Below are 22,576 nucleotides of genomic sequence, written 5' to 3' on the forward strand. Positions count from 1 at the left end.
CATTTGAATCTAAGACTACGGTAACTTAGCTGAAGGTAAAAACGCAAGCGGAAAAAACGAAAAGACCTTGAGTTTCAGTTTGGCCGACTTTCTGTAGCAGTATGATCCGATCTTTCCAAGGCCACACACCATCCCTTCACCCAAGCTCCTGGGTGGCACCATCCGCAGATGTACTGGGAAAGGTTACGATTGGCGAAGATTCTTCCATTTGGTTCCAATGTGTGTTACGAGGGGACGTAAATACCATCACGATTGGCAAACATGTGAACATCCAAGACATGACTCTCGTACATGTGGCAAGAGATTTGTATCCTGTCACGATCGGGGATTATGTATCCATTGGCCACCATGCGACCATCCACGGATGTGTTTTGCGGGACCATAGTTTTGTGGGGATGGGGGCAATGATCATGGACGATGTGGAAATTGGCGAATGGTCGTTTGTGGGTGCAGGTAGCCTTGTCCCTCCTGGGAAAAAAATCCCACCTGGAGTGCTCATTATGGGTAGCCCCGCGAAAATCATCCGAGACATCACTGACAAAGACCGAGAGATCATCACCCGCACCGCTAACAATTATGTGAAGTACAAAGAAAACTATCGGAGTGAAGGGATAGGGGGCACATCCCTTTCTTAACAGAAAGGGACCGGGTGATCCGCTCCAATCTTTTGCTCGTTGCAAAAGGATTTCCGCTTCTCCCCCTTGCGCGGGGAAATGATTAAATCCGCTTGCCGAAGTTTTTCCGTTTTGGCAGTCTAACCTAACCTATGAATGTTTGCCTTCGATTGGTTTTTACTTTTGCCCTTCTCTTCTCTCTATCTTGTAATTTCCATTACTTTGCATTGGCTAACGAGTCGAACACGGAAAGCTCCAACTTAGAAAAACTCGCGGGGGAAAAAATTCGGTTCCATCTCATCCGAGTGGAAGAATCACCAAAGGCGAATTTGTACAATTCACCTGCATTAGAATTTGAGCTGGCAAAATCGAAACTCTTCAAACTCAGTCGTTCTTCCAAACTCAATTTAACCTACTCCACAAAAACGGGAACTCAAGATGCAGGCATTTCTGGACTATTATTTTTAATCACTTTGGGTATCTTTCCATCTTTTGTCGAAACGCAGTCAAATGTAACGTTTACTCTGATGGACAGAGAAGACAAAAAAATCATACGCGATTACACATTCCCCATCCAAGGACGACGGATTGTTTCATGGTTTACGATTCCCTTTTATTTGGTATTACCAATTTTTTCGGATTCAGTGGATGGGGGGGCTAACTTTGATACTTCGAATGTATCGTTACGCCTTCTCGTGGAAGCATTCGAAGCCGAATTGGCAAAAGAATGTTTAGAAAATCCGAAGTTATTGGAAACATTACGAAACAAAGGGAACGAATCCTTTGAATGATGAGGAAGTTTTTATTACATTGTCTTTCGTTAGTTCGGGAAATATGCAAAATTCCTAATTCTTTTCCTTTTTGTTTTCCAATGCAGTAATTTAGGTAAGTCTGAGATAGGTGATGAGACGATGCTCTGCCGTGATAAAAATAAAGAGTTTATCTCGATTAGATCCGATCCACTAACAAAACAGTGACATCGTCTGCAAATTCATTGGAACCGACATAATCCTTTGCAGATTTAATGAGATCGTTTGCCGAATTTTGTGCATCCATCACAATTGATTTCAAAATGGCTTTTTGGAAAAGGTCCTCGTCATAACGTTTGTTATGGTCTTTTGACATATGTTCTGTGATTCCGTCCGTATACAAAACAAGTCTGTTCCCAGGTCCAAATGAAAAGGTTTTTTCCTCGTAAAATAAATCAGGAATAAGGCCTAATATTTTCCCTTTCACATCCAGTTGCGCGATGGAGGAAGTTGATTTTTGTATGAGGAAAGGAGCATGGTGTCCTGCATTGGCACAAAGGATTGTATTCTCCTTTAGATCAATGATCCCATAAAAGGCAGTGAGGAAATTTCCGGCGAGTTTTCCATACAACATATGATTGAGTGTGGTTAAAAATAGAGAAGGACTTAGTTTGATATCGGGTTCAAAATTTTTGAGAACCATATGGGACATCGCTGCAAGTACGGCAGCCGAAAGTCCGTGTCCAGATATATCCGCAATCAAAATGGAAAATTTGGAATCCTCGAGTTCGGATACATCGTAAAAATCACCACCCACTTGTTCGAGTGGGATATGCGAAACACCATAGGAAAGTCCACTCGACTTAGGTAAGTTAGATGGCATTATTTTTTGCATGATGTTTTTTGCACGACTCAACTCTTTTCCTGTATCAACAATTTGATGGAAAAGTTGTGCATTTTTGATCGTATTACTCAGTCTTGCCGCAATGTTCGTAAGTAAGTCCAAATCAGAATGTTGAAACGCATATCCTGAGATTTTGTTATTGATGCTAATCACACCCAAAAGTTCGTTTTGGTAGATAAGGGGAGCTGAGATTAACGATTTCGATTCAAAACGGTAAGGTGAAAGTTTATTGTACCTTGGATCCATATCCAAGTTATGGATGAGTAAACTCTCTTTTTTTTCTGCCACCCATCCGGATACCCCTGTTCCATAAGGAACTTTGATTTGGTCGTATGCATCTTCAGGGATTCCTTTGGCGGCTAAAATACTTAATTCTTGTTTGGTGTTGTTGGCAAGGTAAATGGTTCCAGAGGATGCTCCCAAATACTCCAAAACTCTGTTTAACATCCACTTTCCCAGTTCGTTTAAACTTTTTTCGGAAACGGAAAGTTTTTCAAATTCATAGAGCAAAGACAATTCTAAGATTCGTTTGTCCAAACTATCTTTGGTATTTGCATTTTGGATGGCAGTGGCAGCGACTTCAGAAAGAGAAACCAAATATTCTAAATCAGCATCATTAAATATGCGATCATTTGTTTTGTTGATGACTTCGAGTGTTCCGATTAACCTTTCTTCCACAAAAAGTGGTACACAAATTAGGGATTTTGTTTTGAATCCAGTCCGTTTGTCCATACTGGGATTGAACCTTGGGTCTTTGTAAGCGTCTTCCAAGGCAATTGGCTTTTTTTCTTTGGCGACCATCCCAACGATGCCTTCCCCAAATTCCAACCTTGCATACTCCTGGATGATTTCCCCTTTTTCCCCCAAAGCCACTTCACAATATAAAAATTCATCGTTTTCCAAAAGGAAGAGGGAACTTGCCTCCGCTTCTAATAAGTCTTTAGAATACAACATGATGAGTGGGAGCAATTGGTGCAAATCCAAGTTTGCATTGAGAATGGATGAAATGTGCAGTAAACTTCGAAATTTACTCAGGCTAGTTTGGGGATCAGTCATACAGGCAACATACCAATCTTTCCAATCGATTCACTTTCGTCGATTTAGAATTTTTGGACTTTTTCTGGGCAACTTAGGGAAAAGGAAGTATTTCACCTTCACCGTGTTTTTTGATCCAAGAAATACAAATCCATTGACTTACATCAATGGATGCATTCATATTCTGTGGTAATATTTGATTCTAGGAAATGGTAAACAATATGAATCCAATCAAAACAAAACAATTTGTACTCTTTCTTTTCCTTTCATTCCTACTTGTCACTTTTGCCAATTGCGGAAAAGAATCTGTAGAAGAAGCAAAACTCACTTACGCACCTCAAGTCCCTCCTCATATCGATCGAACTAGCGAAGCGAAGGTGATTGTGAATATGGAAACAGTGGAGGTTGTGGGAAGGCTTGCCGATGGAGTGGAGTATACGTTTTGGACATTCGGAGGCTCGGTGCCTGGACCTATGATCCGAGTGAGGGAAGGGGACAATGTTGAGTTCCACTTAAAAAACCACCCCACAAGCAAAATGCCACATAACATTGATTTGCACGCAGTCACAGGGCAAGGTGGAGGGGCCGCAGCTTCCCTCACAATCCCAGGTCATGCTTCCAAATTTTCCTTTAAGGCACTCAATCCCGGACTTTATATCTACCACTGCGCCACGTCTCCAGTGGGAATGCACATCGCCAACGGGATGTATGGACTCATTTATGTGCAACCAAAAGACGACCTTCCCCAAGTGGATAAGGAATACTATGTGGTCCAAAGTGAGTTTTATACCAAAGGAAAAAATGGGGAACCTGGCCTTCAGCCATTTAGCATGGAAAAGGCGATCACAGAAATTCCTGATTATGTAGTGTTTAATGGTTCTGTTGGTTCCTTGGTAGAAGAACGCGCCATCACTGCAAAAGTGGGAGAAAAAGTGAGATTGTATGTTGGGAATGGTGGTCCCAATTTGGTTTCCAGTTTCCATGTGATTGGTGAAATATTTGATTCTGTGTACACCGAAGGTGGAGTATTAGCCAATCAAAAAAATGTACAAACCACTCTCATCCCAGCCGGTGGTTCCGCCATTGTTGATTTCACCGTTGATGTCCCAGGAACTTTAATCTTAGTAGACCACTCTATCTTTCGCACATTTAACAAAGGTTCGCTTGGTATGTTAAAAGTAGAAGGGGAACAAAATCCAAACGTCTATTCTGGAAAACAAGAAGATACTGTGTATTTACCAGAAGGTCCAGCCATCCAACGTATGGTCACAGAAGTCAAACCAAAGGCAACAACCAAATCGAAGGAAGAAATTTTGGCGAATGGAGCTCGCGTTTACCAATCCGTTTGTTCTGCTTGCCATATGAAAGAAGGGCAAGGTGTGCAAGGTGTATTCCCACCACTTGCCAAATCAGATTATCTAAATGCAGATAAAAATCGCGCCATCCAAGTGCTGAAAAAAGGTTTGAGTGGTCCGATCACCGTGAATGGCCAAAAATACAATAACGTGATGCCACATTTAGAACTCTCTAACGAAGAGATCGCAAGTGTGCTCAGTTATGTATACAACCAATGGGGAAACAAAGGGATCATGGTGACAGAACAAGAAGTGAAGTAATGTACATTTCTCCATTCGAGAAACTAAAGGTATTCGAGAGTTTGTTTTTGGTTTTGTTTGTGAATCCAAAGAAAGGTCATTAGGTGACGAATATGATTCGATTTTCCCCATCCTGGAACTATGCTTTGGTTCTCTTTTTTTTGACTTCGTTCACTTTGTCTTCGGAAATGGTGAGAATCCCTTCGGGGAAATGGAAACCATTTTTAAAAGACGATTCATTGAAGATCAATAGTGAGATCAAGGTATATGGTTTTTATATGGATGTTTACCCTGTCACAAAGGGAGAATTTTATGAATTCACTTTAAAACAACCCGATTGGAAAAAAGGAAAACCATCCTCTTTGTTTGTAGATGCAGGTTACCTTTCCGAATGGAAGGATGGGAAACCAAAAGAAAAAGATCGATTATCGCCTGTTACCTATGTTTCTTGGTTTGCTGCAAAGGCATATTGTGAATCTAAGGGAAAACGATTGCCTACAGAGGCTGAGTGGGAGTATGTAGCAAGTATTCCACCCCAAGGAAAAAACAAAAAAGAGATCGAAGCCGTGATCTTAAAATGGTATGGGGAACGAAGACCAGAAGTTTTGCCAAAGGTTGGAAATTACAAAAATAAGTTAGGTGTGTATGACCAACATGGAATCATTTGGGAATGGGTGTATGATTTTAACAACTCATCTGTCACCGGTGATTCTAGGCAAGATTCTGATATTGAAAGTAGTCTTTTTTGTGGAGGTGGTTCTCTCAAAGCGAATGATTTTTCCAATTATGCATCTTATATGCGTTATGGTTACCGTGCAGGTTTAAAAGGTTGGTACACTGCGAAGTATTTAGGATTTCGATGTGTGGCTGACCAAAATAGTAAGGAAGGTACTTTATGATTTTTATGAATTCAAAATTTTTTATATCCACTTTGATCCTAGTTTTAGGATTTTTTTCTATCACTTGTGATGATCACAATTCAAGTTCGAGCCACCACCATGAACACGAACCTTTACTCGCCGCAAGTGAACCGGCAAGTGGTAGTTTAATGGAATTAAAAAACCAATGGACGACAGAAGGTGGAAAAGTAGTCAGTTTCGCCAACTGGAAAGGTAAACCATTTCTCATCAGTATGTTTTATGCGTCTTGTATCTCCATCTGTCCTAGGTTAGTCACTGACTTGGAACAAGTGGCAAAAAAAATCCAATCTGAAACGGGTATTGCCCCCAATGTTATACTGGTAAGTTTTGATTCTGAAATAGACAAACCAGAGATTTTAAAGGACTATAAAAAGAAAATGGGACTTGGCCAAAATTGGACCTTACTCAATGGTAAGGAAGAGGATGTTCGAATGTTGTCCGTTGTCCTTGGGATCAATTATAAAAAAATGGCAAGTGGTGAATTCAATCATTCTGCAGTGATCACTTTATTTGACAAAGATGGGATGAATGTGTCGAGAATGGAAGGCATTGGCACAAATGTGAAAGAATTGATTGCGACATACAATTCATTAAAATGAATCAATGTCAAAAAATGAAACCAAATAGGATGGTAAAAATCTTTCGATACTATTTGTCCGAATCAAGAACGTCTGTATTACCTTCTGCTTGGGTTGTTTGAAAGAATTGGATTGCCAATCTGGGATAGGAATTAATTTTATCATTTCAATGCAGTCAATTCCTTCCTCATTTCAATTATTTTTTAAACAAACCTCACGTCACATGATCATTTCCTTTTTCATATTCTGTTTGGTCCCGAACCTACTTTTTTGCAAAAAAGAAAAAGAAGCAAACGATGATTTGGTGGTCTTACTTGGACTCAATTTATACCTTCGTTCTTGTGCCGGTCAAAATGCCAATCCGTCCAGTGGGATGGTTGGTTCCTTACAAAGATACCAAATATTACCTTCTATCACTTCTTCCTCTATAAGCACAGATAATGCTCCTCATCATGTTTACCCACCACAACAAGGAGTGACAAAAAAAAATATTTTGTCTGTGTTTTATCCAGGCACTGGTTCTTCACCTTGTGAGATCGGAGCCATTTTACAACAAGGAGCAACGAGAGGATACCATGTGATTGGACTCAGTTATCCCAATGCTGACGCTGTGAATACAGTTTGTAACCAAGGGGCTGCAAGAAACGACACAAATTGTTTTGAAACCATGCGTAACGAAGTTGTCACAGGATCACAAGTGTCACCGTATGTTTCTGTTGACACAAACAATTCCATTGAGGGTCGTTTATTGTCCTTATTACAATATCTCTCAAGAACGTATCCGAACGAAGGTTGGGACGGTTATCTAACTGGTGGTGCAATCAATTGGGCCAATGTGTATGTTGGTGGGCATTCGCAAGGGAGTGGGCATGCCGCTTACCAAGGTAAAATTCGAGCAGTTGGCCGTGTTTCCATTTATAGTGGGGTTTCTGATTATAGTTTGCAAACAGCTTCGATTCCTTCGTGGTTTTCGAATGCCCAAGCCGCACCTGCAGGTTCGTATTATGGACTTATCCATGAAAATGATACTGTTGCAAATTTTAGTGGGAACATGAATCAGGTAACGGATGTTTGGTTAAATCAATTGGGAATGACTGGGGCTCTGACAAATACAAGTGTTGGTTCCCCTTATGGAAATAGCAAACGTTTGGTGACGACCGCATGTAATGGTATGGGATCTGCTGCACTCCATAGTTGTCCGATGGTCAATGGATTTCAGTCGATTTGGAATTACATCAGTTATCCCTAAATCCACTTTGGGAATAAAACGAATTCGTATAATATCAAAAGCTGGGGAGTCGTTTGAAAATCCATTCTGGAATGTTCCGAATGATAAACATGATCCACCTCCATGGCCAACGAATGTAAACTTGGTCTTTTTTATTCAGACCTGCTATTACTATTTTTTCGCCAGCTACTTCTGGTTTCAATGTCAACCAAGGCATTAACTTATGTCCAAAAGACATTTTTGTGTACACTGGTCCAAGAAGGATGGTTCCTATATGAACTCCTTTTGGAAAAAGTAACGCACGTAAACCAGAGAGATAGGTGGTAAGCCCAGCTTTTGCGCTGCCATAAATATAATTTAATTTTCTTCCTCTTTCGCCTGCAACGGAGCTAACAACGGTAATGGTTCCATAGTTTTCTTTTTCCATTGCAAGTGAAATATGATTCACAAGTGCTGCAACACCTGTAAAATTGATTTGAATTGTTTTTTCTAATTCCTTCCAATCTGTTCGAGCGATGATTTGGTCTTCGTAATACCCTACTAAAACAAAAACATGTTTCGGTTTTTCTTTGAGTGAATCATAAAACTTTTGAAAGGAATTCATATTGGTTATATCCAATTCATAAGTACTGATCAGAAGATTGTATTTACTTTTGGTAATGTTTTTGATTTCAGATAATTTTTTTTTGTTTCTACCAGTTATGGAAATTGAATGACCTCGTTTTGCGAGTGCATCGACTACCCAAACTCCAATATCGGAAGTTCCTCCAACAACTAATGTGTGTTCCATTAATATTTTTTATCCTTTAAACCATTTTTTGATCATAAAAACCAAATCTTGTATGAGAAGTGGTTTTGTCATAAAATCATCCATTCCAGACGTTAGGCATTTTTCTTTTTCTTCTTCCATTACATTGGCTGTGAGTGCAATGATAATCGGTTGTTTGCGCCTATTTTTTTGACTTCGGATTTGTTTGGTAACTTCAATCCCACTCAAGTCAGGCATTTGTACATCTAAAAAAATGAAATCAGGATTTTCCGTTTCAACCAATTTTAGAGTTTGTGTTCCGTTTTCGGCAAGTAGGGCATCGTAACCTAATTTCTTTAAAAACATTTGACTCACTTTCAGATTGATTGGGTCATCATCGGCGATTAATATTGTAAGAGGATAGAGACTTGCTAAGTTTTTTTCCCATTCAGTGAGATTGAGTATGTTTTGTTTTTCAGTTTGGATTTCAGAATTAATTTCTAATGAACCGATTGCGACTGGAAGTTCAATTGTAAAAATTGATCCTTTGCCAAATACCGACTCGATCGAAATTGTGCCTAACATCTCCTCTATGATTTTTTTGGTAATGGTGAGTCCGAGACCTGTTCCTGTCGTTTTATCAGACAAATGAGAATGGATTTGTTGGAACGGCTGGAAAAGTAGAGGAAGTTTTTCTTCAGGGATTCCAATCCCTGTATCAATGATTTGAATTCTTAAAATACATTTGTTTGTATTTAGAACGATGGTTTTAAGTGAAACTGTTACTTTCCCTTGTTCGGTAAATTTAACGGCATTACCGAGAAGATTTGAGAGGATTTGTGTGAATCGTCTTTGGTCTGTTAAGATATAAGTAGGTGGTTCGTTTATGAATACCAATTCAAATTGAACATGGTTGTCTTTTAATTTGGAACGAAACAATTGAACTATATCATTTAAGAATTTTGGTAAAACAACAGTTTCCGATCTTAACTCAAATTTTCCTGCTTCTAATTTTGTTAAATCAAGAATGTCATTGATTAAGAGCAAAAGATTTTCTCCACTGAATTGGATCAAACTCAAATATTCTTTTTGTTCCTCATTCAGATTGGATTGGCCCAACATCTGTGTCATACCTAAAATTCCATTCATGGGAGTTCGAATTTCATGGCTCATGGTTGATAAAAATGCTGATTTAAATTTTACTTCTGCTACTGCTAACTCTTTCTCTTGTTTTAGCTTTTCTTTGTTTTTGAAATTTTGGATCATTCGATCTGCAATGAATAAAGCTTGTGACAATCCAAATACTAAAAACCCATATTGGGCAAGGTATGCCGTGCCCTTTTTGGCGAATTCCGTAAGGATATCCAATGAAAATAGTAACATCGTTGCTACAAGGGAAAACAAAAAGAATTTTGCACCTGGTTTTTTGATCAATACACCATGAAAAATCGGATAAATTAAAGTAAATAAACCAAACAAAGATAAAATCAAATGATATGATTGAATTTTGGCATAAACCGTGGATGGAAACGGAGTTCCGATTAGCAAAAGTAAGGCGAATAAATAGTTGATTAAATAGATATTTTGATACTTTTTGTCAGGATAAACTTCTTGTACGTATCGAACAAATGACAAATACAATAATGTAAATGTAAATCCATTGATCCGAATCATGATTTCGTAGAGACCAACTGGCAGATAATTATAAATTAGTCTTGTTTCCCCAATACTTAAAATACGAATGGAAGCAAGGAAACAAACAAAAGAAAAATACAAATGTGTTTTTTCATCTCGCCAAAAAAGAAATAATACAAAGTGAAAAAAGGCCAGTGTGCCAAGTGAAGCAAATACCAATATATCTCGGCTTGTTGCTTCAAAAAATGATTTGTTTATCGTTTCATTGGTTCCGAATTGGTAGGGTGTTGCGATCCCACAAACATGATAATGGAAACAGGAGACTTGAACACGAAGGTCAATCACACCTCCATCGTTTTTTGGAATGGAAACAGTTTGGATACTGATGTTTGGGACTTCCGATTTTATATCTGTTCCTAGTTTGCCTGATTCGTAAATAGTTTCCCCACTTACTAGGATACGAAATGCATTCCTTGTCACACCATTTTGTAGATAAAATGATTTTACTTTTGGGTTTACCAATACTTTCAACTGGAAGGTGGCATACCCATTGGGTAAAACTTCTGTTAAATTTTCTGTCCAATTGCCAGGTATTTTCGTGAAACTTGGATAGTTGTTAATAGGATTTGGGTCCAAGTTTTTCCAGTGGATGACCCATTCTCCATTTAAGAAGACATTCCCATCCTTTTCAAAATTCCAATTTCGTAAATCAATGATGCCTTGTTTGGCGTTAGGTGGTATTGGGGAATCCTGATGAATACAGCTCATACTGCCGAAAATCATGCTGAAAAGAAAAAAAGGTTCAAGATAAACAAAAAAACGTTTCACGAGGTTACATCAATTAGGACGAAATTTTTTGTATTTATCTGAAAGCCTAACCGAATAGCGAAACTATTTTCTTTCTTATGGCAATGAAGGAGAGGATGAGTAAGTTTGGTTTTCGTATATATCCTAATTTTCTTAATTGATCTAGGTTTTGAAACCCTTTTAATTTATCTGGGTTCACAATATTGAAGATTTGATCAATCTTTCCTTCATTTACAGAGAAAAGTTGTACAAAGATAGGTTTGCCATCAGGGTCATAACCAATCACCGCAGGGGTTTGATTGGCAAAACCAAAATACACTTGGCTTGTATCAGCTATCTTCTTCGTTGTTTGTTTGAGTAAAGTTGAAACTCGAATGATTCCAGGAATCGGAATCCTTGCTGCATGTACTTTCCCACCTCCATCTGAATAAGCGATCACATCTTCTCTGAGGAGGAGCGAAAGGGACTTTGCGTCTTGTTTGGCGCAAGCAAGGTTAAATTCTAAAAATAATTTTGCATGTAATTTGGGATCTGGTTCAAACTTTTTTTTTCGACTTTTTAATGCCTGTTTGGCTCTACTTAAAATTTTGCGGCAATAAGTCGGATTTTTGCCCACAACCTTGGAAATGGTAAGAAAATCAAAATCGAATGACTCTCGTAAAATGAAAACAGCTCGTTCAAATGGATTGAGTGTTTCCAAAATGACAAGGAATGCATAATTGATTTTTTCTTCATCAACACCTTCAATGATTTCTGGAATTGGTTCCGGTAGATAAGGACCAATGTAAGTTTCTTTTTTTCTGGATGATTTTTTCAACAAATCAAACGCAAGTCTTGCGACAACACTGCCTAAATAAGACTTTGGGTTGTCTATCTTTGAAGTATTTAAGGAAAGCCATTTGAGGTAACTTTCTTGCACAATATCTTCTGCATCCGAATAACTTCCTGTTATCCGGTATGCTATTGAAAAAAGATACGTTTTCCAATCTAAAAAAGAATTTAAATCATTCATCGCGTGACTTTCTTTGTTTCCCTTATCGTTTCATTCCAATGTTGTTTTTGGAAAAGATTCCCTTTTGGCCAAAAGTAAAATCGGCAAGGCAAATGTTTTTCCATATAAAGAGAAAACAAAGTGAATCGATTGACACATTCTTTTATCCAGGCTGCCCATTTTCCTTTCAAGATCCATTCCTTGGGAGAATCATCACCATATGTAAATTGGATGATCCCATCATTTCTACCCAAAGAAACACACCTTCCAAAAAATTGAAACTGAAACTCCGATGGCTTTTTGTTTTTGATAATTTGGGTGATGGTATCTGCCACATAGGCGCCCATTGGTAGTGCTGTGACACATCCCATACGTAAGATGGAATCATTGAGTTTGGCGACATCTCCAATCGCAAAAAGATTTGAATACTGCTTTGATCGTAAAAAACCATCAACATAAATTTGTTCTTTTGCGTTTGTATGTAATTCTGATTTGCCAACCAGAGATTCCGCTTGAAATCCTGTACAATTCATAAGGCAATCATATTCCAAGTTTGTTTTGTTTTGGAATGTGATTTTCCCATTCTGAATCGATTGTATGGCATTGTTTTCAATGGTATTGATTCCCATCCTAACGAATGTTTTTTTAAGATGGGCTTTTCCTTTCTCAGAAAAGGAATGTCCCAATTCCTTTGTATCAACGATCGTTACGTTTGCATTTGGAAATCTTTCTTTCCATTCTGTTGCTAGTTCGATACCCGTTAGTCCACCACCTAATATGCATATGTTTTTGATTTGGTTTGGATCTTTTTTGATTTGGAAAGTTACCAAAGCATTTTCGGATTGGATGGAATTTTCCTCAGGGTTTATTGGTTTTATCTTCCCACTTCCGATCGCTACCACTAGGTAATCATAGGATATGGATTGTTCTCCGTGATGCGATTTGAAAGCCACCTTGTTCTTTTTGGGATCAATATTTGTAACTTTTCCCAATTGAAAGTCGATGTTTTTACGTAAGAATTCCTGGATCAGAATTCTCTTCTTGGTCCTACCTACGGCAAATTCATGGAATCGGATTCGCTCTTGGAAATAAAATTGATCAGAGAGAAGTGTGATTTTACAATTTTTGTTTTGTTTTTCCAATCGATTGGCACATAAAATGCCTGCATAACCTGCCCCTAAAATCACTACATTTGTTTTCATTGGATACCTCACCTACAGGACGATTGGCGGGTGGTCATTTGTGACAGATTTTAGAAAAAAAATGAACTTGCAGTAACAAGCGATATTGGGCCAAGATCACCCATGCAGAAATGGAAACAAAGATTGATCATAATAAGCTTTTTTGTGGTCATAATGTCCCCAATACAAAACCTTTTTTCACAAGGATTTGATAAAGGAAATTTGATTTTTTATGGGATGGGAACCGGTGGCCTCGGAAACAACTCTGGAACCATCCAAAAAGCTGTTTATAATCACAACTTCCCCAATTACCTTGCCCTCAATACCATTTCATCGAACACAAGTGATCGAGTTCTAAACTACTTAATTTACCAGGAAATTTCTGAGGCAAGGACAAGGCTTTCCAGCCGAGGTGGTGAACTTGGATTTGAGTACGGACTGTTCAAATACTTTGGCATTGGACTTGCTGTCACAAACCAAGTCATTACCGCTGCTCATTTTAGAACCGTTGATACGAGACTCATCACTTTATTAGCCCTCCAACCGATTAATGTATCAAGTCAATTAATGACCTTAAGCATCACCGATGTGATCCAAGTTTATTTACAAAGGACTCGTGATTTTTATAACGCAGGCACTGCTGATTTGAATTTATTTTTCCATTTTAATCCCAATAGCCCATTTGATCCTTATCTTCGAGTTGGAGGTGGAGCCGGTTACGAAAGGTTATATGGTGGCAATGTCAATCGTGTATTTGGAAGTTTGGGATTTCGTTACCATTTCAATGATCGATTTTTTATTAGTTCCGAAGTGGAACATGCCAATACCTATATAGTCAATTACAAAGTACCGTCATCGGGTTTTCGCAATCGTGGGAACTATGAAGAGACAGCGATCAAATTTGGTGTTGGTCTCAACTTTTCACTATCTAAAAAAGACAATCTCGTGTTAGACGAAGCTCCAAAAAAAGTAATTGATACGGCCACTTCCGATCCAAACAACAAATCGAATGAGAATTTAGAATCGAAACTCGAACGATTTGTATTCTTTGCGAGTGAGATCTTTGATTTACCTTCGAGCCGCATCCACTTGGAAGGAAGGGCAAGACTTGATGCCATTGCGCGGAGTTTGGAAAATGAATACAAGGAATATGACATCCTTGTCATCACCTATACTTCCCCTTACAAAGAAGACCTACCAGGAAATTATGAAAATTATGATTTAGGATTTGAAAGAGCACAAGCAATCTCGCGTGTTTTACGAGAGAAAGGTGTAAATCCAAGACGAATCATTGATTCCACACAAGGATCAGCGCTTTACACTGTGGAATCAAAAGAAAAGGTAGTGATCGAACTTAGGAAAAAAATTAAGTAACATAGGTTTTCAAACCAAGTAACTCTTCCGTTCGTTTTCTACTCATAGTGCAAAGGTTCGGATTGTCCTTCATGGACTCTCCGAAGCTAGGGATCATTGTTTTTAGTTTTTCATTCCATTCTTTGGATTTCATCTGTTCTGGAAAACAATCTGACAAAACCTCTAACATGATGGAAACGGATGTGGATGCGCCAGGGCTTGCTCCAAGAAGTGCGGCAAGTGATCCATCTTTGGCCGATACAACTTCCGTTCCAAATTCCAATACCCCACCTTCCTCTTCATCCCTTTTGATTACTTGCACTCTTTGCCCAGCCACTACTAGTTCCCAGTCTTCTGATTTGACTTCAGGAAAGTATTCTTTCAGAGCTTCAATTCTGTCTTCATGTGATTGGAGAGCTTGGCTGATGAGATATTTCGTTAGTGGCAAATTATGCATCCCAGCAGATAACATTGGAAAAATATTATCAAACTCTAATGATTTCACTAAATCAAAATAAGAACCTTTTTTTAAAAATTTTGTCGTAAATCCAGCGTAAGGTCCAAATAATAATTCTTTTTTTCCTTCAATGATCCTTGTATCCAAATGAGGGACAGACATCGGAGGAGATCCAACATTTGCTTTGCCGTAAACTTTTGCAAAATGTTCTTTGATGATGGTTTTGTTTTTACAGCGCAACCATTGCCCACTCACAGGGAATCCTCCAAATCCTTCTGCTTCAGGGATATCCGATTTTTCAAGAAGAGGTAGGCTTCCTCCACCAGCACCAATGAAAACAAATTTTGCTTCATGGTGTTCTTTTTCATGAGTTTGTAAATTATTTGATGTTAGATGCCAATGGCCGTTTTCACTTCTCTCCAAATCTTTTACATCTTCAAAATAATGGACATGGACATCTGGAAAACTTTCTAAATATCGAAACATAGCGCGCGTTAATGTTCCGAAATTTACATCAGTACCTAAATCCATTTTTGTAGCTGCGATCTTCTCATAAGGGTCTCTGCCTTTCATAACGAGAGGAAGCCATTCTGAAATTGTTTTTCTATCTTCTGTATAAATCAGCCCGTTAAACAACTCATATTGTTTTAAAGCATGAAATCGTTTTTCCAAAAAGCTGACATTTTCTTCTCCCCAAACAAAACTATAATGAGGAACGGAATGAATGAAGTCTTCTGGATCAATGATTTGTTTGATTCCAGAAAGGTAGGCCCAAAACTCTTTAGAGATTTCAAATGATTCTGCGATTTGCAGTGCTTTTTTTGTTTGAATCGAACCATCTTCGTTTTCAACAGTATAGTTCAATTCGCAAAAAGCAGAATGCCCAGTTCCTGCATTGTTCCAAGCATTAGAACTTTCGCGTGCTGCAGCATCTAGTCTTTCCAAAACTGTGATTGTTAATTTAGGATTTAATTCTTTTAACAAGACCCCGAGAGTGGCACTCATGATTCCTGCTCCAATGAGAATCACATCGGATTTGGTTCGAACTGGTTCTTTTTCTTTCATTCTATCCTACTGACGTCAATATTCGAGACTTTCTTTATCAAAAACCTGTCCAATAGAAAAGGTTATCTGTTTGAAAGTATTCTTTCTATTTTTGTCCGTTCTGACATCCTTACTTGGATTTATCTATTACTATTCTACCTTTCGTTTGATCTCAGGACTTTCACTGAATGGACCGATTGTGACACTGATTTTAGTAGGTATCGGTGCCTTAGTAATCCTAGTTCCTGTGACCTATATATTCAGTAGGGTATCCAAAAGGGAGAAAACCCAAACTTTTTTTGCCTATCTAAGTTTTACTCATTTTGGATTTTTCTCCATCCTCTTCACCTTGGTGCTTGTGATGGACCTACTTCGGGTATTAGACTTTGGGATTATCTCAGATTATTCTAGGTTTCTATTTTCCACCTTACTCCAATTAGGATTCCCAATCGACGGTGTGACAGAAGTGAAAAACTTCAGTTTGGCTTTTTCAACCATTGTCGTTGCAACGGCCCTCAGTTCACTTGGATTCTACAATGCTCATGTTCGCCTGAAATACAAAAAAACCAAAATCCCAGTGCAAAATTTACACCGAGACCTCCAAGGATTCAAAATTGTTCAAATCTCTGACGTACACATTGGACCAACAATTAAAGAAAAATTCCTCCGCCGTGTTGTCGGAAAAATCAATTTACAATTACCAGATGTTGTTGTCATCACAGGAGATCTTGTGGATGGTCCGTCGGCCACTCTCAAACACCATCTAAAACCCCTTGCCGATATCAAATCCAAATATGGGACTTTTTATGTTACCGGAAACCACGAATATTATTCGGGAGTGTTGTCTTGGTTACCTGAAATTGAAAAGTTAGGTATCCACATCTTACTGAATGAAAATAAAATCATTCATGTGGGTGAGTCCAATTTACTCATGGCAGGTGTGACAGACTTAACTGCTGGATCTATGATCAAATCACACCAAACAAATCCCCATCGAGCCATGCTCGGAGGGGAAAGTTGTGATTATAAAATCCTACTTGCTCACCAACCGAATAGTATTTATGAAGCAAATAAAGTTGGATTTGATCTTCAAATCTCTGGCCATACTCATGGTGGTCAATTTTTTCCAGGCAATGTATTGATTTATTTTGCTCAAAAATTTGTTGCAGGACTCCACCAATACAAAGGAACTCAGATATATGTAAGTCGGGGAACAGGGTATTGGGGTCCTCCCTTTCGATTAGGGGCTCCTTCTGAAATTTCCGTGTTAACTTTACAATCGGTAGAATAATCTTTCGGTTTTGGCAGACAATCGTTCACTCTGAACCATTACTACATTCTGTTTCTTAATGAAAAAAATGAAAATGGATGATGACTTGTCCCTTTTCTAAAATCATTGTCAAAGAGAAAGGATGGTTCCAGGGGAATGACAGAAAATCAGTTGATCAGGAAGTTGACGTTTGCCATCGAAGCACCTTTGTACTTATTGATTTTTCCTTATTTTATCAACTTTTGTTTATTCGCTTCGAGTTTTGATTCAGATACACTTTTAAAACTCGCAATTATTGGAACACTGCTATCTCTTGTCCCCTTGGTCGTAGGAATTACACTAAGAAATCATAGACTCAAACATTTGTTAAATTATAATAATGATTCGAACATAAAAACATTGTCAGATTTGAAAAAGGGATTACTCGAACACCCTCACTGGGAAGGGAAAGTAATCCTCATTCGATGGACTGTTTCTATATTTGGTTTTTCACTCTTGGCAATTTCCGCTTTGGATTTGCCTGTGGCTGAAATATTAGCCTTACCATATGCTTGTGTAATGCTTGTTCCGATTATATATTTGGCATTTTATTTTCAAACAGAAGTCTATTTAAGTTCTGTTCTAAAAAACAAACTGTTTGCAGAGATCCATTTGGATGAATCCAAGTTTCGTATATTCGGAGTTTTCCAACGTAATCTTTTTACCATGATGGCTGTTGCCATTTTACCAATGTTAACCTTTGGTTATTATTTGTTTTTAATTCTTGCAACTGATTTTCGATCTCCTTATTGGGTTTACCAAATGCCAATTGTCTTTGTTATGATGGTTGTCATCATGATTTATTCGGCTTACGTTGGCAGCAAATCGTTAAAGGATGATATTGGGAATCTGAATCATTCCATTGAAAAATTATCAAAAGGAGAACTTGCCGATACCATCCCACAACTCTCCGCCACCAATTTGAGTCATACCATAGCTCGGTTAAATTTATTTATGGATTCGTTGCGATCTTATTTCCAAACAGCAAAAAAAGAAGCTGTATCCTTATCTGAAACATCAAAAACGATATTAGATAAGGGAGTGGTGATTGATTCTCAAGTGGTTTCCGAAAAAAACAAACTTGATTCTACATTTGATTCTGTTAACCAAATCCAAAGTTTATCGAAAGCTACTTATGAACGAGTATTAACCCAAAAAGAAAAAACTCATTTTTTAGCAAAAGAACTCACTGCTGTCACAAACGAGATGACAAATCTTTCTCAAAAAGCGGAAGAACTGGCTCAAAATACAATCCATTCCATTGGAACAGTGAAGCTGGCAAAAGAAGCCATTCAATCTGCTTTTGAAAAAGTAGAACAAATGAACCAAATGAGTGAAAATATTAAATCGGCCATCTCCATTGTAGAAGATATTTCTGATAGAGTGAATTTGCTTTCTCTAAATGCATCAATAGAAGCGGCGCGTGCGGGTTCCATGGGTCGTGGATTTGCCGTGGTTGCCAGTGAGGTTTCTCGGCTTGCGGATGAAACTGCAAAAAACATCGAAGAGATTAAACGTGTTGTCAAATTATCCCAAGTTGCATCCAAAGAAAGTTTGGAATCGATGAAAGATATCATCAAAACCAACGAAGACGTAAAATCGAAATTTGAAGAGATATCGCAAGTGGTTCAAATGTTTGGCCGAACCAGTGAAACGAATTCGGAAAATGTGAAATCGTTAAAAGAGTTGGTCGGCGAATTCCAATTGGACGCCGAAAAAATCACTAGTGAAATGGAGTTACAAACAATTTATACGGAAAACTCCAATTCCAACTTACAAGAGTTATGGGAAAATCATTCCCAAATTTCGACGACTTTCGCTCAAATTTCTGAAGAAGCCAATCGATTGCAATTGGTATCAGACTCTATGGAAAAGATCGTATCCCGATTTCGATTTTGAGATTACAATCGATTCCACTCTATTTTGTTACATTCTGATCTATTACCGATAGAATTTTAATGTAAGGCCATTTGAATTGATTTCTGATATTTTTTCGATTACACCATCTTCTTCAGATATATCTAGTAAGTAGCTCTTTACTTCTCCGTTTGTTTTTGCCATGCTAATAGCGCATACTCCTTTGAGTTTGCCATTCCAAAAGAAAAGAGTTGAACTTTTATAATCTGACCCATCGTTCCACGTTATTTTGTAATATTTAACGCAACCGCCCGAATGATAGGGTAAATCTGAAGTATTAACGGAAGATATCAGTTCGCTTCCATTTCTAAGTTCTGCTCGTAAAATACTAGTTGGGTAAGGGGTCAAATCAGCTGTACAAACATAACCTGGTGGTAGAATCCCCATACACTGATTGAGTTTTTCTTGATCTTCTGCCTCTTTAGCAAGAGTGATCAATGAAAGAGGAATTAACCCGGAATCTGTCCTTGATTCTTTGCAGGAAACCATAATGCAAGTCGCGAAAAATGTAAAGATTAGGAACGGCAGAAATGATTTGATATATTGCATTTGATTTTTCATGATTTTAAATTAACTCCTATTATAGTCCCGATGCAAAATAAAAACTGCGAATATCCGTTTGTCCCGCAGAATCCGTGACTCGTACTAGAAAAGTCCAGCCAGGACCAAACCACCATGTCGGTTCCCCAATCAAACGCCCTGAATGTGCTTCTAACCAGGAATTAGTTGGTAAACTACCTTCTTCATATGTCCAATGGTATGGTGGTGTTCCCCCGGTGGCAACAAATTGATAATCCCATGGTAAAAACCAACGCCCAGCAGAGCATGGAGCTTGCTCGATGGCACCACAATCGGCAACGATATTTGGTCTTTGCGGTGGTGGTACTAATGTAGCAAGAGTGGCGCCAATATTGATCCTTCCACAGCCAAAATATTCTCTGTCAGTTTCAGGGCTTCCCGTTTGGGTAAGAGCAGTTGCTTTGCTACACATCGCTTTTAAAATATCTTTCGGATGGTAGTTGGAATCAACAGAGAGAATGAGAGCGGCAAGACCTGAAACCATTGGGGCAGCCATAGAAGTTCCTGTCTTAAAAATATAACTACCGTTTGTCGAAGTAGATAAAATGAAACTACCTGGTGCCGCAATATCTACTTTTCCAAAATTTGAATCTGGATACCTTAATCCAAAAGAATTTGATGTATCTAAATTCCCTACCGAAATGACTTCATTAAAAGATGCGGGAAATGCGCCCTGATTTTGCGGGTTGCCTGGGTAAGGTGCAATTCTTCTATTATCATTTCCTGATGATGCAACCATTACGATTCGCTTTGCCTCACCATAACGAACAGCATCTCTTGATAAAGAATATGTATGAACTCTTACCAGACATGCCCATTGGCAATATTCATAACCATATCCACCTAAACTCATGTTAATAACTTTAGCTCCACCGTTAATTGCTTCTAATATTCCATATGCGATTAGGCGATCGCTTGATATAGCAGTCATCATTGCATTCGGATAGAAAACATTAATAGAAATGATTGGGTTCGACCAAGTGATCCCTGCAATTCCTACTCCATTGTTAGTCGCTGCCCCAATGGTTCCGGCAACATGCGTTCCATGATCCCATCCATTGGCTCCATTGAATAAAGGCCTGGAAACTTCCCGATGAGCGACACATTCATAAGGAAAGATTCCCCAATGGTAGCATGTGGCAGGTTCAAAGGACCTATTTTGGATGATCTTGCCGACTAAATCTGGATGGGTATCATCGATTCCAGTATCAATGACCGCAATCTTGACTCCACTAGAACCTGTAGTGACATTCCAGCCATTGTAAGCATTAATGGCTGTTAAGTAAGCAGTTTGGTACTTAGAGCAGAAAAAACAACCGGTATTGGCTTCAGGATCATTCGGAACAGCATCAGCTTCTACTTTTGTATTTGTAGTCACCCACTCGATTTCAGGTAGGTTTGCAAGAGCGAAGTTGACTTGGAGTAAATCTACTTTTGCTTCAAATAGAAGGAAATAGGTTCGGTTTAAGCCTATGAGTTCTGCAGTTTCTGAATCAACATTTGTATCTTCTGTCACAAATGGTAAAATACTAAGTAACGAATATTTTTCTAAAATATTATCAATTTCTTTGATTCCTACTTTTTTAGAATCAAAATTTTCAATCGGATTTTTTAATTTGAGAATGAGAATACCTGGTGTATAAGGAAGTTCAAATGTAGCTTTCGAAAGATTGCAAATTTGATTGGAAAGGATAAATGAATTTGAAGAAGAATCATATTGCAATTGGCTGAGATCAAAATTGATTTTGAGATTTGTTGTCAGTCCGGTAAGAACTTCAAATTGTCCCTTGATTTCAAAAGACGTCCCTGTAGATAATTGGAAGCCAAAACTTTCTCCATTGATCTCAGCCTTTCCTTGGTCTGAATCTAAAACAAATTGAATCGATTTGTAGATTCCTTTTGGAATTTGGGAGAGAGAGGCGATTCCAGGTGATTCTTTTCCAAATTTAAAAATGTCAACTTTCTTAGAAGTAAAATCAGTTTCAAAGGCTTTCCCGTCCTCTGAAATGATAATTATTCTTTTGATGTTGATTTCGAGTCGATTCGGTATGATCTTCCCAATATTGGGCATAGCGTCATGATAAATGGTATTTGCATCTGGTAAATTAGTATAGGATCCAAGAATCCCAACCTTGCCAAACTGTGGACCACCTGGGTTGATTTGATACTCACCAGATTTAATTTTTTCAACAACGATACTAGCTTGTATTTCTCCTCCATCTTGGATCGGGTTATTGATTGGATCTAGTGAATTTATTGAAGGTGGTGTGTAGAAAAGTGAAGTGAATAGGCCACTACGATTTGTTTGTTTTTTTTCACAATTGATCGCAAATCCAAATAAAACCAATAGGGTGAAAAATAAAATTTTTTTTCGATTGTTGTTTTTTGTTCGCATAGTGCAAAATGTTCTATTGTAACAGCTGTTTATGTCAATGGAAATTTAAAAACAAACAAGAATTTAGCGGCAGTTTGATGTTACCGAACACTTGTTTGCTTTTATATAAACTAATAACCGTTATCTGAGTTTAGTTCTTGTAGCTTTCTTAACGGATAAAATTGGGTGAATTATTGAATAAGATGCATGGTTTGTGTTGCCGTGCTCACTTATGTGACATAATTCTTTTTTTAACTACCCCACCGTAAGCCTCTGAGCGAAGACCAAACAATTCCTCCTAAAAAAAGTGCAAAAAGCCTCATAATCCGGAACAATTTTTATAAAAGTTGGTTGACTGTAAGTGTACATTCCCAATGATGGTGAAACGGTGATTGAGTGAAGCCCGGAAGGGAACTGACTTGATTGCTAATGAAGATCTTTTACAACATACACAGTAGCGTGACTCCAAGACAATTCTAGCGAGAAAAAACCGAGGGAATGGAAACGTTCTCTCAAATGAAGACTAGGTGTAGTTATCACAGCATTCGGCTGATGGTA

General features: G+C 38.2%; 17 protein-coding genes. 9 read left to right on the forward strand and 8 right to left on the reverse strand.

Features of this window, described 5'->3' with window-relative positions:
* Positions 1–101: 101 nt before the first annotated feature.
* Positions 102–635 carry a gamma carbonic anhydrase family protein gene (locus LEP1GSC202_RS02360; protein ID WP_015676050.1) on the forward strand — a complete coding sequence of 178 codons (534 nt, stop codon included), beginning with the start codon at positions 102–104 and terminating at the stop codon, positions 633–635.
* A 131-nt stretch (positions 636–766) separates the two neighbouring features.
* Positions 767–1,405, forward strand: coding sequence for a hypothetical protein (locus tag LEP1GSC202_RS02365; RefSeq protein WP_015676074.1), 639 nt, complete (start codon positions 767–769; stop codon positions 1,403–1,405).
* 157 nt (positions 1,406–1,562) lie between these two features.
* Here the strand turns inward: LEP1GSC202_RS02365 and LEP1GSC202_RS02370 are convergent, their stop codons facing one another.
* On the reverse strand, positions 1,563–3,323 hold the full coding sequence (locus LEP1GSC202_RS02370) for a GAF domain-containing SpoIIE family protein phosphatase (RefSeq protein WP_015676064.1): 1,761 nt from the start codon (positions 3,321–3,323) through the stop codon (positions 1,563–1,565).
* A 200-nt stretch (positions 3,324–3,523) separates the two neighbouring features.
* Between LEP1GSC202_RS02370 and nirK the strand changes: the two genes are divergently transcribed.
* From nirK to LEP1GSC202_RS02390, 4 genes are all read left to right on the forward strand, one after another.
* Positions 3,524–4,918, forward strand: a complete 1,395-nt coding sequence (gene nirK / locus LEP1GSC202_RS02375; RefSeq protein ID WP_015676088.1) for a copper-containing nitrite reductase — start codon at positions 3,524–3,526, stop codon at positions 4,916–4,918.
* Positions 4,919–5,010: 92 nt separating this feature from the next.
* Positions 5,011–5,796, forward strand: a complete 786-nt coding sequence (locus LEP1GSC202_RS02380; RefSeq protein WP_015676044.1) for a formylglycine-generating enzyme family protein — start codon at positions 5,011–5,013, stop codon at positions 5,794–5,796.
* A gap of 5 nt (positions 5,797–5,801) precedes the next feature.
* A complete protein-coding gene (locus LEP1GSC202_RS02385) occupies positions 5,802–6,416 on the forward strand; it encodes an SCO family protein (RefSeq protein ID WP_244147615.1) in 615 nt (204 codons plus the stop codon).
* A gap of 202 nt (positions 6,417–6,618) precedes the next feature.
* Entirely contained in the window at positions 6,619–7,644 is a 1,026-nt protein-coding gene (locus LEP1GSC202_RS02390; RefSeq protein ID WP_156825330.1) for a BPSS1187 family protein, read from the forward strand.
* Positions 7,645–7,678: 34 nt separating this feature from the next.
* Here the strand turns inward: LEP1GSC202_RS02390 and LEP1GSC202_RS02395 are convergent, their stop codons facing one another.
* From LEP1GSC202_RS02395 to LEP1GSC202_RS02410, 4 genes are all read right to left on the reverse strand, one after another.
* Positions 7,679–8,413, reverse strand: a complete 735-nt coding sequence (locus tag LEP1GSC202_RS02395) for an SDR family NAD(P)-dependent oxidoreductase (RefSeq protein WP_015676087.1) — start codon at positions 8,411–8,413, stop codon at positions 7,679–7,681.
* Between the two features lie 9 nt (positions 8,414–8,422).
* On the reverse strand, positions 8,423–10,774 hold the full coding sequence (locus LEP1GSC202_RS02400) for an ATP-binding protein (protein WP_083929972.1): 2,352 nt from the start codon (positions 10,772–10,774) through the stop codon (positions 8,423–8,425).
* A 106-nt stretch (positions 10,775–10,880) separates the two neighbouring features.
* Complete coding sequence (locus tag LEP1GSC202_RS02405; protein ID WP_015676081.1) at positions 10,881–11,825, reverse strand: sigma factor; 945 nt, start codon at positions 11,823–11,825, stop codon at positions 10,881–10,883.
* Complete coding sequence (locus LEP1GSC202_RS02410) at positions 11,822–13,006, reverse strand: NAD(P)/FAD-dependent oxidoreductase (RefSeq protein ID WP_015676086.1); 1,185 nt, start codon at positions 13,004–13,006, stop codon at positions 11,822–11,824. Before LEP1GSC202_RS02410 ends, LEP1GSC202_RS02405 begins: the two co-directional genes overlap by 4 nt.
* Before the next feature lie 153 nt (positions 13,007–13,159).
* On the opposite strand from LEP1GSC202_RS02410, the gene LEP1GSC202_RS02415 reads away from it, so the two are divergent.
* The gene (locus tag LEP1GSC202_RS02415) at positions 13,160–14,359 is read left to right on the forward strand and encodes an OmpA family protein (protein ID WP_015676047.1); all 1,200 of its coding nucleotides are present in this window, start codon (positions 13,160–13,162) and stop codon (positions 14,357–14,359) included.
* Here the strand turns inward: LEP1GSC202_RS02415 and LEP1GSC202_RS02420 are convergent.
* Entirely contained in the window at positions 14,352–15,860 is a 1,509-nt protein-coding gene (locus LEP1GSC202_RS02420; RefSeq protein WP_015676094.1) for a malate:quinone oxidoreductase, read from the reverse strand. The two genes, LEP1GSC202_RS02415 and LEP1GSC202_RS02420, sit on opposite strands and share 8 nt — an antisense overlap.
* A gap of 70 nt (positions 15,861–15,930) precedes the next feature.
* Between LEP1GSC202_RS02420 and LEP1GSC202_RS02425 the strand changes: the two genes are divergently transcribed.
* Both LEP1GSC202_RS02425 and LEP1GSC202_RS02430 read left to right on the forward strand, forming a co-directional pair.
* On the forward strand, positions 15,931–17,130 hold the full coding sequence (locus LEP1GSC202_RS02425) for a metallophosphoesterase (protein ID WP_015676040.1): 1,200 nt from the start codon (positions 15,931–15,933) through the stop codon (positions 17,128–17,130).
* 135 nt (positions 17,131–17,265) lie between these two features.
* Positions 17,266–19,047, forward strand: a complete 1,782-nt coding sequence (locus tag LEP1GSC202_RS02430) for a methyl-accepting chemotaxis protein (RefSeq protein WP_015676076.1) — start codon at positions 17,266–17,268, stop codon at positions 19,045–19,047.
* 42 nt (positions 19,048–19,089) lie between these two features.
* On the opposite strand, the gene LEP1GSC202_RS02435 is transcribed toward LEP1GSC202_RS02430, so the two are convergent.
* Entirely contained in the window at positions 19,090–19,626 is a 537-nt protein-coding gene (locus tag LEP1GSC202_RS02435; protein ID WP_015676085.1) for a hypothetical protein, read from the reverse strand.
* A gap of 19 nt (positions 19,627–19,645) precedes the next feature.
* Positions 19,646–22,039, reverse strand: a complete 2,394-nt coding sequence (locus LEP1GSC202_RS02440; protein WP_015676091.1) for a S8 family peptidase — start codon at positions 22,037–22,039, stop codon at positions 19,646–19,648.
* Positions 22,040–22,576 lie beyond the last annotated feature (537 nt).

Source organism: Leptospira yanagawae serovar Saopaulo str. Sao Paulo = ATCC 700523 (assembly GCF_000332475.2).
Lineage (GTDB): Bacteria > Spirochaetota > Leptospiria > Leptospirales > Leptospiraceae > Leptospira_A > Leptospira_A yanagawae.